Raw genomic sequence first — 14,720 nt, forward strand, 5'->3', positions numbered from 1 at the left:
AATCATATCTTTGCCTGTTATTCAATCTTGTCCGACGTCCTTCCCCAGTTAAGCTAGATCCTTCACTTACCGAAGCAGGTTTTACTTCAGAAGTAGCGTTAGCGACAAAGCTATGGACCGCCATTGATTAACACGGTTCCTAAAAACCAAGCAAAAAGCCATTTAGATTGAAAATAGAACCCTGCTCTCACAACAATTCAGTAAAAGCAATATAAAACTACTTAAAAAAACCAAGAGAGCATATAAAACTAAAATTATGATTCGAATTCACAATGCCTTGATAAAATTAATGAACACTAACGACAATTACGGCCAGATTTTTGGCGCCCAAAAACAAGCCAATAAAAAACAAGGATCAGTAGCCACGTTTTCCACATTTGCTGCACAATTACGCTGTAAGATGTCCGATTGAGGAGGCCCATCAATAGTTATCTTCTAACCACAAGCACAATAAATCCTGATGGCTAACAGGCAAACCGCGCACAAAAAGATATTTCCCAACTCTACTTCGGTTCAATTCTAACCGGGAAATAAAATAAAAGCAGAGCAAGCGCATTTATGCATAGTTGAAAGTCTACAAGTGTAAATAAATAGAGCTATATAACGTCAATTGCACTCTGAGAACTCTGTCTGCCTTCCAAGTGAAGAACCCAAAACCACTAACAGAAACCACACGCCTATACTTTCGAACAGGAAGGACATGATCTCCACCTTAAAAACTGAAAGAGCTCACCAGTAAAATCCCAAGCAATACTTCTCTTTCAATTTGTAATTAACTGATATTGATCAAGGTCACCGCGTGATGTACGGTTATATTGGCAATGACCAAACAGTCATATAATTGATAATTATCCGATATGGAGGCAATGTTATGGCAGTTCAGCTAGGTGGTAATTATGCTGCTTATCGATTCAGACCGGAATGTACCTGGGTGACAGGCACCAATGCAGGAGAGCTGCGTTCTGATGGTTATGGTTCCTGTGTAGGGCTAGTACTCTATAGCGGCGCCCCTAGAAAGATTGGTGTAGTCGCTCATTTTTCAGGATCAATGCAAGCTCCGCAGGTAAGAAATGATGCCCTTGAGATAATGGCAGCAGTCTGCCCTATTGCACCGGGAAGAAAGTGGCGGGGATGGGTTTTTGGTGGCGTATCACTCAATGGTAGCTCTTCACATCAAACCATGCTTGGAAATGGATCTAGCTTGACACACACACGAGTGTTAGTTGATACCGTACGTGGCGTGTTGGAATTTAATCGCATGTTTGATGTTAATTTTAACATTACGAATATGGAAAGATTTAATTTCACTACCCAGGGAGTTTTCACTGAGATGACTTTACGTCAAGGTGGAAATTATGTTGGACATCAGGGTGTTAAGTTAGATCTCGCCAGCGGAAGAGTAACCTGGGATGATCTCAATCATGGTTCAGGCAACTCGAAAGCCAATAAGATGATTAATTCAATGTTTTGACCTTCAAAATTTGACCTGGCAGATATCTCAACACTGCTGCCAGGTCAAACCTTTCAGACCCATTTTTTATGAAGATGCCCACTTTATGAGAATATCTTTTACCCTCAATCTCTTGCCTTATAACTTTTGCAGAATTCAACATAATAACGCGAAGATATCAACAGATAAAAAGCTGCAGATGCGCTTATTATCAACCAAGCATTTGATATAAAGTACAAGCTCCATAAGTATGCCAAAAATGGAAAAGTAAATATAATTAGCTTATGAAAACCAGCTTTTGTTATATGAAGTCCTGCATATATAGAGACCAAAACTGATAAAGATGCACATACTAAAAGCAGCGAAGAAGACTGTAATGTCTGCATTAATAAACCCAGTAAGATAAAAACTATCAGCCCAAACCAACGAGTGCTAGGCTCAAGTGCTCCCATACTGATAGGCGCTGCCATATAACTAACAATATGGTACCCTGTTACTATTACCATAAGTGCTGCCCAACTATCCGCATTAGCCAAAACAATAGCTGCCAATACCCAGTTAACTAGAATGGATCGTCTGGAAATATTGTGGACAGGATCTAGCACCGCTAGCCAGCGAGGCATTTGCCCTACCTTGGCCATCGCAAATAAAATCCTTGATGAAGCTCCAAGGTACGTATATCCAGAAGCTGAGGGGCTAGTGATACTATCTGCAAGTAATATTAAAGCCAAAAAGTGCAGGCCAAGCAGAGTGGCTAGATCTAACAGTGGTGAAGCAAAATTCAACCCCTGCCAGCCACCATTCTCTATCAACACCTGATGTGGAACGGCCTCCATAAAAGCAAACTGCAATGACAAATAAACCAAAGTAATGATTACTATCGATAGTGTTATAGCCAAAGGGATATTGCGTTTAGGATTTTTGATTTCACTAGCAAAAGCAACACTTACTTGAAATCCATTGTAGGAATAGATCAAACCTGCACCAATAATGGCTGAAAAGGCACTATGGAACTCAAACTCCTGACTGGAAGGAAGAGAAAAATTTGAGCCTATGTGATTTCGGGCAAAAACTACAATGAGTAATACTGTCAGAGCAAATAGTGGAGTAAAAATCTTGAGTACAGTTACAATATTATTGATTTTAGTTAGCCAACGAATACCATAAAAATTAATCAGTAGATATAGCGCTAAGATGCTAAGGGCAAGTAACTTTCCCCAAATCGTAAGACTATGACTTTCAATCAATAAAGAAGATCCAATAGCAGAAGAAAGATACTGTGTAGTAGCCTGAGCCTCCGTTGCAACAACCATTAGAATGCCAAACCAATTGGCAAAGGAGAAAGGCATACCAAAGATACTGTTATAAGAAAAAGCACAGGCTTGAGCTAGCGCGCCTCGGACCGGATAAATCGACACGACACGCGCAAGACACAAACCTACCATCAAAACTAAAGCTGCAGCGAGTATCCACGCCATAAATGCCCAGTTACCTGCATATCTAGCCGTTAATTGGGCGCTAAACAGCCAGCCCGAACCTATCATGCAAGTAGCACTGAGCAATGTTGCGCTTAATAACGTCGCTTTTTTCTTACCACCCTTCTTATGATGCATATTTGGTAGATTTTTATAATTTATATTTTGAGTAGATCACCATTTTACCAATCGAAGCATATCAGTAATTCTTATTCACCTGCTTGACTAAAAAACACACACAAGCTTTTTCAGCTACTTTTCTACAGTTCACAGCGTCCAATAGTTTTCTTACGAACTTATATAAACTTACCAAGTTCATAACCTCTAAGAAGTTTTAAAGCCTAATGTTTAACTATTCATCCTAGATATTCTGTGGTTAACAAATTCAATACCGATCAATTGAAGCACCTAGTATACTGTTTAACTATTAACCTACATAAAATTAAAATCATTCGTCGTATAATGCCTCCAAAAGGCATAGAATTCGTCATTCTATCTACTAATATATTTATATTTTCTATCTACCTTTAGCCCACCTAAAAAGAAAAATATATTTGATTAAGCTCCCTATATCAGTACAACATATTGCAAGCGCATTAGAGTCACAATTGATAGCAAATAGCTTTTGGGGAACTCACCTGCATTGGCCTACGTTGGATTGAAGGCTATAAGTAAGCACCAACAAAAATAAATCCATCATCTTAATAGTTATAAAACTATAAAAACTGGCAGCTCATATAGCAATGAAACACTATTTATTTAACTATCTGCAACTGTTTCAATAGATCGGCATACAAGTTTATCTTTTGTTTTAAAAAATTGTGCGATCACCACCTTAAATTGATTATGCAAGACAGTGAAGCATTGTAAGGTTTCCCCTGAAAAATTATTAAGTTATTTTTCAACCAATTAATATCAATCAAGGATTGATTCAACTTCCATTCAAACATCTTTTCTAGCTTAATATTTCAAGGAAGTTAAATGCCTAAACACACAAACCAAAAAAACAGAACCCCTTAATTTTGTTGAGCATTAGATTTCAAAAATTGTTAAAAACCCTAAAACTACAGCTATCGAGAAATTTATTAAGATGAATGGGCACACCAACAAATAATTATGTAAAACCTTGCACAGAAGCAGTACATTTGATTGCTAAATGGCACATCCCCAAAAAATTATTGAAGAAGAAGAGGATTTCCTATCAAAAGCATAAACACGATATAGCCAACCAACAGATAGACTTCGAAGCTATCTAATAACTTCTTAGCTTTTCACCATCCTGTCTTGTGCTGCTTCCTATTTCTCCTCTGCCGGCAAGTAAGATCCAATCCATAACTCACTAAATAATCTCGTCGAAAGTTAGGGGGGAGTCACTTTAGAATTTACAAGGCGACCAATTTCTGTACTTCAATGCATATTATGAATTAGGATGCAATAAATTTACTTCAGCTAATGAGTCAACGGTAACCCGTAATAAAATGTCTTCGCAGCCGACTACTACCATCTATTTTGTATCCTAACTCCGAATAGTCTCCCAACTTCAGCCCTCATTTTCTTGCTGTAGAAAAGCTGTAATCGGAAATGATGCCCCATTTCAAACAGAAACCTTTGATTAAGTTGTCCCAGAAACTTTCATCGACCCCCTTAACAAGTACCTTGCTCTTCCTATAGTTAGTACCTTTTCCAGCAAGTGCTCGATGGGGATAGTATAAAAGAAGACGTTTCCATTGGGCTCAGGAGGGAAAAATTCATAACATGCTTTCTAGCCGATCAGTGAGCTTTGTGCCTCTTTTAAGCGCAGAAAGGCAAGGTTTGATCATTGCTAATGATCACCTGTTAATCTTGACATGAATCGGCTCTCAATTGTCGGTCTTATTTTTTGTGATTACGTGAGATCAACCAATTTCAAATTATGTAATAGCTCTCAATAATCAAAGATATCATTATAAATAACTAAAAGAGATTTAAGAAGCGCGGAAATAGCTTTTTGAAATAAGAGTTATCGACACCTTTTTAAACACAATATCTGACACACAACCTAAATGAAATACTCCACAGAATTTTTTCCACATTGAATGTTATAAATTTAATAATGATCTATAAGGAGGTTCCAATCCTTCTAATGACAAACTAAGCTTATTTAGAGCTTTGAAATATGGTTTACTTATAACTTAGATATTAGCTCGCACTCGCAGAGAGATCTAATGCAACTTTTCACCAAAATATTGATCAATCTATTTACTCCAGTAAAAACTCCAAAAAGTTTTGTGCAGCAGTATTTAAAAGGGTGCGGCACTGTAACAACATTAATGGTTTATCGCTTTAAAAAATATGGAAAGGAAGAAATTACGAGTTGCTTGAGCATACTTTATGACCTGATTGAGCTAACCTCTGCTCCTCACTCTAAGCCTTATTATCTTTCTCAAATAAAAGAATTACAAAAGCAGGCAAACTAAAATTCAAGTAGAAATTTTGTTTATAGGAGCCTAGAAAAGATGAGGATTCCAATTTACATTCATTTCAGCGAGGACAGCACCTACTTCATTATTATTCACGAATACTTCTCAGGGTATACAGGGCTACTGGTTGTTAAATGTGCAAAACATCTGTTACAAGGCGAAAAAGCTAGGTCCGATAAATATTATTTAAAGTTAAAAAGGCTCTACCATGGGAGTAGAAATCGCTCTCTTTTGAAGTACTCAATAGATTTTCTCAAGGCCTTATTTCTCATTACTGGACTAATTTTGTACAACAGGGGGGCTAAAAAAAATCCTTTTCATTTGAAGGGGTATAGAAATACAAAAGGAGACGTTAACGATATTGTAATGATATCAGCTAAAGTGTGAACTGAAGAACCTTCTCTTGAGAATATCACTGAAAATTCATCGTTTCTTTTACAGAATTAATGGGCAGAAAAAAAGTAAACATACTAATAACACAGAAATTTACACAAAATTTACCTAAACAACACATCATTGAGAAAAGAATCGGTAACACTGCTTGTGGATTTAACTTTTCCTTCAGTACACTAAATAAATTTGCCCGCCAGCAGATTCATCTATTAAAGAAATATGATATAGCCTATTAAGGAATGGTTTTACTTGATGCTCTTGGAGTGAAAAAAATTTGACCAGCTGATAAAAGAAGACTTTATGCTGGGTTACTTGCCTATTGGGGATGATAAGTGCATCGCGGTCTATGCAATTGCTAGAGATACTTTGAATTTTACTATCAATAAATGTGACAAGGGGTATTGGATAATACACCACAGCTAATAAAGCGGCCTTTGACATAAAAAAATAATCTTTTTCTTAAGGCAATTCTCACTTGAATGTAATGTGGCGGACATCTAATGGCTGGAGGCGTATTTTTCACGGATATTTTGAATCATATCTTATTAAGAACCTGTAAATTTCTATTTTGATATAATTCTAGAATCCAATAAAAATATCTCAGGAAGAATTATAACTATCTCAGCCAATTAAAAATCAGTTAATCCAAATCGTCTGAACTCACGAGTACTAAATTCATAGTATCCGTTAATTTTCTTGCAAATGTACTGGTAGTTTGGGTTATTTAGCTTTTCAGTCTTTGAGACTGACTTGTCATTTTTCTCAGCCGGTGCAACCTCATCTTGATGATAAACAACGGCTTTATCTGCAAAAATTGGTTCAACATTTAATTCACTGATAATTCTGTAAGCCATATCAATATCATCATATCCCCATGTACCATCATAAAATTCGTCAAACATTCCCACTTTGATAATATCTTCTTTTTTATAGATCATATTACAACCATAGAAATGGCCCCAGGGTTGCTCCGTATCAGGTAAGCCTTCTATCTTACCTATCCTTCTATCTTTTGTTAACCCATAATTCGATGGGCTTTTAAATCTGGGGCAGGCACTTAGATGTAAATCAGTGCCGTCGATCATATCAACCTCAACGTCCTTGAAGTGAATGAACTCCCTCAACCCTGTCATACAGATATTCTTCCCCTTGTTATTAATTATATTATTAACCCGCATTAGGTAATTGGAGGATGGAATGCAGTCGCTATCTGTAAAAACACACCAGTCATATTTAGAAATCTTTACTCCTAAATTTCGAGCAGAATTAAGGGCAAAAGTATTATCTAAGATCTGGCGATAAAGTAAGGTTAAATTCAACTTGTCTTTGTATTCCTTATAACAAGAATAAATACCTGAATCACTTGAATTGTTATCGACAACAATAACTTCGAAATCTTCTTTTGGATAATTTTGGACAGAAAACCCTTTCAGCATGTTGCGCAAGAGACCCGAATTATTATAACAAGGGGCGATTATGCTAAATCTAGACTTCATAATATCAATCGTTCCCTTGCTACCATTAAGTTCACTTTCACTACATAATGCCCAATAAAATAATTAAGCAAATTTAACTCCCTCCCTGTGGCTGTAATTCAGAGATTTGCCTTATGGGTAAGCTCCCATTCTCGCCTATCATCCGTGTACGCCTAATGATTATCAAGGCGTCAACTTCTTAAACAATAATATTCATTAGGATCTTACTTGTGCAGTAGTATAAACATAATATATGCCTCCTTAAGATGAAATTCATGCAGCTTGACAACTAGCGATCTACAATAGAGTCGGGCTTGTACACAGATCAATTCAGATCACAACCTATAGATATTCACTAGTGTTATATCCATGAATACAGAAACCAACATTTCGCCTTTCAACTATAGATTGCATCTCAAGAATTTAGGGGTTCACATTCTTACCCCTTAAAGGACAAGCCGGCATATACCAAGAGGATGTTGATTTTTTATATCACAATTATTATGAAATATTAAGTAATCATGATCAAACTTTCCCTAATACGCAAAGGGAGTCTAAGGCCACGGTTATTATTAGTAATGAAACCCATATTTAACATTAGCATTCATACCTATGAGTAGTCGCCCTCTAAATAAGTGTTAAATTTCACGCAATAAAAAGCCTACACTTCATTAGTCGAAACCGGGCTATAACATGTATTTCCCTCTTTTGTATTGTACAAAATCTACTTTTTAGGGGAAGTAACTAACACCATGGACTGTAGACTTTCCACAATCAATAAGCTGACAAACAAAATATATGCATGCGCTCAGTTTTTTTAATGACGAAATAAATTCTTACTTTGGTGCCAACATTCCCCCCTCCTTATCCTGCCTACCCTACACGACTTTACTTACGCTTAAAGCGCCCTGGTTTCTTTACGGTGTTCCACTTCACTTCTATAGATTCTAATTCATCATGTTTTTCTACACTAGTAGAATCAGAACATGCCTAGTCAGGGATTACCTGCTCATGCTGAAATTTAAATCTCGTACTTATTGGCAGCTATTGTATCGGCGCTATGTGTTAGCCCGCCAGAATCCTATAAATCAACATCCAACTTTACTTCAATATACCTGATTTTTTTGTATTCCATTGTTTAGGATCACGCTTCTTCTACTTACTTTGTGGAAGCGGATACCAATAAGCCGAATCCCTAACATTTTAAAAAATGCATTCAATGCCAATACAACTCTCAGTGGATACACAAGTAGCGTCTCTCTGCCCGGTCGTTAATAAGTAAACACCAAAATTTCAGCTCCTTCTATAAAGTGGGAACATTCAACTGAGAAGGAAAATTCCCCCTCGAGTTTTAACTTATACTATGATTCGCCAAATCTGACTTAATGTATAAATCATACATACCCCAGCAGGAAGACAAACAATACCCCATCAGAATAAAATCATTCAAAAAACCCAAGTAGAGGTTCGAGCAGATTGAAAAATATTTTAGGGATTGTAAGGGTACATAGGTTATAGGCAGTATTTCGCGAATGGCCATAACCCTTCGAAAAATCTTTAATACCGGAATTATGCCGTTCGGAGTTTGTTACACCAATTTTTCATAATGATTCGTATACACCATTATGAATTAAAAACTTAGATAGCCCTGCAAAGCCATACCTTGGTTACAAATTATTATTAGAGACAGAAATCTAAATAAAGCAACCAGACTTCCTCAAAATTACTTTACATGTAAAATATAATGTGATCTATTCAGTCAGAGCTCTTTTAGTTGAGCAGACTGTAGACTTTAATTTATTCAAGTGTTATTGACAAGATCCCTAAGCGTATTGATAAATTTTTCCGCGAAGTTTAAAACATTATCTTTCTTAGTAAGGGGAGAACAGTAAGAGAAAATAAATACTGAGTTCCTAACCGTTGAATAGGTTAATAGTGATATTGGGTGAGCACCATGTGTCTGGAAAGGAATAGCTGTTACAATTTCAAAAGATTTCATGTGCGTGCCCAAAGCTTTCATGCTTCCAACATTTGAAATACATAACCCTTCAGAAAAAACTGGTTTATTATTTTCATACTCTTGAGCCCAACCGATAATATCCCCTAGGATATAATTTTTAGGAAAGGCGAACTTACATGATTCCCCCTCCGCGGCTTGGCGATCAAGCTCAACTTGCAAGTATCTTGCTAACTGCCAAATATTACTAGTATCAATATTAGGTATTACTTCTAAAGTGGTTACTGCTGAAAATGCACCCACTGCGCTTAAACCGATTTCCGATCCACATAAATCTCGAACATCTAAAGGTAAGAGAATTTTAATCCAGTCCCTATGATTAGGTAAAATTTTTGAGGCCTTAATAGCAACAGCACAAAAAAGTGCACTAGGCCTAACTTTGTAGCTCTTCCCCTGCTTTACAATACTTGAAAGATCCTCCATAGGAAATTGTCTATAAATAGCGTGCCCCTCACGCTCTGCAGCAAAGGCTGACTCTTCAACTGGCCATTTAAATAAATCATCTTTAGCGTTACATGACTCCTGTCTTGCGAAGTATTTGGAGGAGCGAAAGTAGCTCTCAACCGCTTCATACAAGGGCTGCCTTCCTAATCTAAATGTCTCAGGCTCCCTAAAATATATATCTAAAACACAAAAAAGAGTCATTACTGACCGGCCATCCAGGGCTGCATGGCTGCTTACCAGGGATATCCAGTCAACTTTATCCTGGGAATTTATATAGAACGAGAGCGTATAAGTACATTTTTCAACATCAAGTCCAGCCTCGCCTCTACGCGTAAACTCCTCTTCAAAATCAAGAGGCCCATCTAATTTCACAGCTTCGAAAGGGATAGAATCGAATGACACATCACAACGCCAACGAAGTTGCTCTCCAGACTCAACACGTGCTTGTAATAGAGGATAAATTTTATGAATCGATGCAAATCCAGACTTTAATTGCTCAACGCTTAGTGGTGTAAGAACTTTAATGAAGGAAATAACTAAAGTACCTCCACAGGTCCTCCTGGCTAATTCTGTGAATATTGCTTCTTGAGCACCTAACACTCTGGAAAGGTTTTCACTGGACACAAAATATCATCTCCATAAGGCATGTCTATGCTAACTAAAGTAATTCCTAGAGGAGGTAATAACAAAGAAAATTTAGTATTGAAGAGTGATTTTTTTCATACATTTCACACTTAATAGCTGCAATATTTTTTTACTTTTTAGCATCAACCAGGAAATTAATCTACGAAACTGAACTCATACTTCTCGTGTATTGAGTTAAACTCAACTTGGCTTCAGCCTACCAAAAGGACAAGGTAATTTAAAAACCCGATATAAAACTTCGTTATAGATAGTTGCCAATACGCATCCCAAAATGTCTGCATGCATGATGGAAGTGCACACAATTAATTTCAGAGAAAATCTAATAAGAAGTGATATAGATTAACGCTTCACAAATAATACTACGGGTGCTCCCCTTTAGGCTCCTTGAGTTCAGTATATTTAACTGGGCAGTTTTTTTGAAGCCGCATAGTTTTAATCAAGGATGCAGTAAACACTAATTTTGCACTAAAGCGGAAATAATATAGAGTTTTGTACAAGTATTTCTCCCACCTTAATTTATCTAAAAAACTTTAGACCTAGCAATAGACAAAATGGTATCGATAATAATCTGATTTTGGACTCTTTATTTTTTTTCGGTTTTTGACGACAATTGATCCTAACCTTTTCCTACTCAGAGAATAATAATGAAGGATTTTTTGATTATAGGTGGTGGCCATAATGGCCTTGTCTGTGCCTGCTATTTGGCTAAAGCTGGAAAAAATGTAACGATTCTTGAACGCCGGTCGATTGTTGGTGGTGCTGCGGTTACTGAAGAATTCCACCCAGGCTTCCAAAACTCTGTGGCAAGCTACACCGTGAGCCTACTTAACCCCAAGATCATCGAAGACCTCCATCTACGAGAGCATGGCCTGGAAATCAAATTACGGCCTCAATCAAACTTCTTCCCACTTTCAGAAGTCAATAGTCTTTCCTTCCATAAGAATCTTGTGGATACACAAGCAGAGGTAGCACGTTTCTCAGAGAGAGACGCAGCTACTTTACCTGACTTTTATGCCATGCTAGAAACCGTTGCGGATATTTTACGCGAAGAGCTACTGCGCGCTCCCCCCAACGTGGGTGGTGGCCTTATAGACCTGGTTCGCGCTGGTGGATTTGGGCTTAGAGCGAAAAAGTTAAGTATGGCATCACGCCGAGACGCTCTGGACCTGTTCACCAAGAGTGCTACCAACGTGCTGGATGCCTGGTTCGAAAATGACCATGTAAAAGCTGCGTTCGCCTTTGACTCTATTGTCGGCAACTATGCCGCTCCCAACACTCCCGGTTCCGCCTATGTGCTCTTGCACCATGTGTTTGGCGAGGTAAACGGTGAGAAAGGCGCTTGGGGCCATGCTATGGGTGGTATGGGTGCTATCACTCAAGCCATGCGTAAAGAGGCAGAGCAGCTCGGGGTCACTATTCGCACAGACGCTGAAGTCAAAGAGGTGCTTATCGATGGTGGTCGCGCTACCGGAGCACGGCTAAGTAGCGGGGAAACTATTGCAGCTAATAAAGTAATCGCCAATGTCGGCCCTAAACTGCTCTATTCCCAGATGATTGACGAACAACATCTGGAGCCGGAATTTCACCGCAGAGTACGTGGTTTTAGAGTGGGGTCCGGCACTTTCCGTATGAATGTCGCACTGTCTGAACTGCCAGACTTTACATGCAAACCCGGTACTCACGTACAACCGCACCACAAGTCGGGAATCGTCATTGGCCCTACCATGGATTACCTGGAGCAGGCCTATATAGATGCGGCTCAATACGGCTGGTCAAAGCAACCCATTGTCGAGATATTGATCCCCTCCACCATCGATCCCTCCCTGGCCCCCGAGGGCCAACATGTCGCCAGCCTATTCTGCCAACAATTTGCTCCAGAACTGCCGGAGGGTAAGAGCTGGGACAACTACCGTGAGCAGGCAGCTCAGACCATTATCGATACCGTCAACAACTATGCACCCAATTTCCGTGATTCCATCATCGCCCAACAAATCCACTCACCGCTGGATTTAGAGCGCAAGTTTGGCTTGATGGGTGGCGATATCTTCCATGGTGCCTTAGGCCTGGACCAACTGTGGAGCAACCGCCCTTTTATGGGCTTTGCGGATTACCGCACGCCGATTCAGGGCCTGTATCTCTGTGGTTCCGGTAGCCACCCGGGAGGCGGCGTTACTGGAGTGCCTGGGCATAATGCTGCGATGGAGATTCTAAGGGATAAATAAAAAATGACCCGCAGAAAGCAGGCCATTATCTGCTTGAATTCAGTAGTGGGGTATGAGTTGAACTCAACCCCCTTTCAGGCGCTACAATGATCTTGTTGATCTCTATTACAATTAACGCGAGCTCACTCTTAATAGCAAATGATACCGCTTGAAATGCCTCTTTATTAACTCTCTTAGACTTTCTTAGTGGCAATCCAGCGGTCAACAAGTTGCTCTAACACCATCAGCGGTACGGCACCATTAGTTAGTACCACATCATGGAATTCACGTATATCAAATTTACTCCCTAACTTTTGACGAGCACGTTCTCGCAACTCCAATATCTTTAACATACCAGTTTTATAAGCTACAGCCTGACCCGGCATCACGAAGTAGCGCTCAACCTCAGTGGTGACTTCAGTTCTCGGAAAACCGGTCGTTTTCACCATATATTCAATCGCCTCTTCTCGACTCCAGCGCTTGTGATGTATACCGGTATCTACCACTAAACGAACAGCACGAAGCATCTCATCTTGTAATCGCCCAAGATCATCATAGGGATCATCTTGAAAACCAATCTCCTTGGCTAGCTTCTCTGTATAAAGAGCCCAGCCGTCCGCATAAGCTGTATTTGACACGGCTTTAAGAAAAGTTGGCAATCCCTCTAAATCTTTTGCAATTGCCCCTTGAAAATGGTGCCCTGGAATTGCCTCATGATAAGCCAAGGTTCGCATGGTAAATTTCTTTGTTTCATGGACATCGCGCAGGTTTACATAAAACACCCCTCCGCGAGACCCATCAATTGCCGGGGGCATATAGTATGCTTTAGGTGCGCCTTGTTCTTTGAACTCTGCAATTCGCTTAACTTCAACGCCCGCAGTTGGTTTTATATTAAAATAATCGTCAATACCTGCGTTAATCTCATCGATAATCAATTGATAGTCTTTGATAATCTGCTCACGGCCCATATCTGAATTTTCATAAAGAAACCGAGGATCATTATTTATAGCAGAGAAACGGGTATTAATGCTTCCCGTATCAAGACCAACAGAAGCAAAAATCTGCTTCATTTCATCTTCTATGCGCTCTACTTCCATCAAGCCCGTATTGTGCAGTTCATCGGGAGTCAGATTTGTAGTGGTATGAATACGTATTTGATATGCATAAAATTCATCACCTTCCGGGAGAGCCCAAACGCCATTATTCTCTGAAACCTTATACTGTAATTCTTGATAGTAAGCGATCAAGCTTGCGTACGCAGGATAGACATCTGTTTCAATTAATATTTTTCCTCTGTCAAGAATACGTGTACGCTCTTGATCTGGTAAAGCTTCAAGAGTATCCAAGCGATTTTCCAGAGAGGTATAAAGTATATTTTCATGTGCCGGAACGTTAATAAACCCTTGCATTTCGCTTAACACACGATCAATTACAAAGCGTGGAGGCAGTATCTTTTTCTGTTCCCGAATTTTCAACCCATCCAATACTTGAGAAAACTTTCTATCTACTTCACTTAAACGGGAGAGATAATAATTCGCTTCTTTGACATTGTTAATTTGATGCAACTCAACAAGAAACTCCGGAAGAGTATTTTGCACACCAAACATTTGATTGAGAGGGTAATTATGATGCCTCCAGCGCTCTCCTTCTACTAGACTTTCCAGGTAGTACTCCAGAATATCATAGGATATTGCCTGCCGGTCATTGAGGCTAGATCTGTCATAGCTCCTTAAAGTAGATAGTTCATCCTTAACTATCTGTATCTCATGTTGCTTCATCTTTTCTGAAACATCATCAAGATGGGCATTATGGCCATCAATCCCAAATCGTTCCAGTATGCGGAAAATTGAGAGTGTTTCCGGGCTGGTACTTTGAATTTTTATAAAGGCTCGCTCAAAATATACATTGATAGACCATGGTTTAAAATAAATTGCATTGACGGCAAAGACCGAGATTGCAACCATCCCAAGCAATAGTATCCCGCCAACCCACTTGGCTGTTGTTTTTATCATTATTAGATCCTCCTAATTTGTGCCACTATTTTCACTATGCCCTTAAACAAAGCACAACCATTTAATCTAGATAATGCGTCAAACAAACCGAATAAAGCGATAAGATGCACATTGTAGATAGATCATGACAGAACAATGGCTTTCAGAGA

General features: G+C 38.9%; 8 protein-coding genes. 4 read left to right on the plus strand and 4 right to left on the minus strand.

Translation table 11 applies throughout. From position 1 onward, the window contains the following. Positions 1-871: 871 nt before the first annotated feature. The gene (locus tag MJO52_RS13980; RefSeq protein WP_252082332.1) at positions 872-1,471 is read left to right on the plus strand and encodes a hypothetical protein; all 600 of its coding nucleotides are present in this window, start codon (positions 872-874) and stop codon (positions 1,469-1,471) included. 104 nt (positions 1,472-1,575) lie between these two features. On the opposite strand, the gene MJO52_RS13985 is transcribed toward MJO52_RS13980, so the two are convergent. Next, on the minus strand, positions 1,576-3,063 hold the full coding sequence (locus tag MJO52_RS13985; RefSeq protein ID WP_252082333.1) for an APC family permease: 1,488 nt from the start codon (positions 3,061-3,063) through the stop codon (positions 1,576-1,578). 2,066 nt (positions 3,064-5,129) lie between these two features. On the opposite strand from MJO52_RS13985, the gene MJO52_RS13990 reads away from it, so the two are divergent. Both MJO52_RS13990 and MJO52_RS13995 read left to right on the plus strand, forming a co-directional pair. Continuing rightward, complete coding sequence (locus tag MJO52_RS13990) at positions 5,130-5,381, plus strand: hypothetical protein (protein ID WP_252082336.1); 252 nt, start codon at positions 5,130-5,132, stop codon at positions 5,379-5,381. A gap of 39 nt (positions 5,382-5,420) precedes the next feature. Beyond that, positions 5,421-5,771 (plus strand): hypothetical protein, encoded by a 351-nt coding sequence (locus MJO52_RS13995; protein WP_252082337.1) that lies wholly within the window; start codon positions 5,421-5,423, stop codon positions 5,769-5,771. Between the two features lie 635 nt (positions 5,772-6,406). Here MJO52_RS13995 and MJO52_RS14000 read toward each other — a convergent pair. Both MJO52_RS14000 and MJO52_RS14005 read right to left on the minus strand, forming a co-directional pair. Beyond that, positions 6,407-7,273, minus strand: coding sequence for a glycosyltransferase (locus tag MJO52_RS14000; protein ID WP_252082339.1), 867 nt, complete (start codon positions 7,271-7,273; stop codon positions 6,407-6,409). A gap of 1,780 nt (positions 7,274-9,053) precedes the next feature. Continuing rightward, positions 9,054-10,337, minus strand: a complete 1,284-nt coding sequence (locus tag MJO52_RS14005; RefSeq protein ID WP_252082341.1) for a hypothetical protein — start codon at positions 10,335-10,337, stop codon at positions 9,054-9,056. Between the two features lie 665 nt (positions 10,338-11,002). Between MJO52_RS14005 and MJO52_RS14010 the strand changes: the two genes are divergently transcribed. After that, the gene (locus MJO52_RS14010) at positions 11,003-12,580 is read left to right on the plus strand and encodes a phytoene desaturase family protein (RefSeq protein ID WP_252082343.1); all 1,578 of its coding nucleotides are present in this window, start codon (positions 11,003-11,005) and stop codon (positions 12,578-12,580) included. A gap of 173 nt (positions 12,581-12,753) precedes the next feature. On the opposite strand, the gene MJO52_RS14015 is transcribed toward MJO52_RS14010, so the two are convergent. Further along, the gene (locus tag MJO52_RS14015) at positions 12,754-14,571 is read right to left on the minus strand and encodes a DUF885 domain-containing protein (protein ID WP_252082344.1); all 1,818 of its coding nucleotides are present in this window, start codon (positions 14,569-14,571) and stop codon (positions 12,754-12,756) included. Positions 14,572-14,720: the final 149 nt, after the last annotated feature.

The sequence above is a fragment of the Microbulbifer variabilis genome (assembly GCF_023716485.1).
GTDB classification, from domain to species: Bacteria; Pseudomonadota; Gammaproteobacteria; order Pseudomonadales; family Cellvibrionaceae; genus Microbulbifer; species Microbulbifer variabilis_B.

Coding starts and splice junctions, on each gene's coding strand:
- MJO52_RS13980 (WP_252082332.1), top strand. CDS start 872: ATGGCAGTTCAGCTAGGTGGTAATTATGCTGCTTATCGATTCAGACCG.
- MJO52_RS13985 (WP_252082333.1), bottom strand. CDS start 3,063: ATGCATCATAAGAAGGGTGGTAAGAAAAAAGCGACGTTATTAAGCGCA.
- MJO52_RS13990 (WP_252082336.1), top strand. CDS start 5,130: ATGCAACTTTTCACCAAAATATTGATCAATCTATTTACTCCAGTAAAA.
- MJO52_RS13995 (WP_252082337.1), top strand. CDS start 5,421: ATGAGGATTCCAATTTACATTCATTTCAGCGAGGACAGCACCTACTTC.
- MJO52_RS14000 (WP_252082339.1), bottom strand. CDS start 7,273: ATGAAGTCTAGATTTAGCATAATCGCCCCTTGTTATAATAATTCGGGT.
- MJO52_RS14010 (WP_252082343.1), top strand. CDS start 11,003: ATGAAGGATTTTTTGATTATAGGTGGTGGCCATAATGGCCTTGTCTGT.
- MJO52_RS14015 (WP_252082344.1), bottom strand. CDS start 14,571: ATGATAAAAACAACAGCCAAGTGGGTTGGCGGGATACTATTGCTTGGG.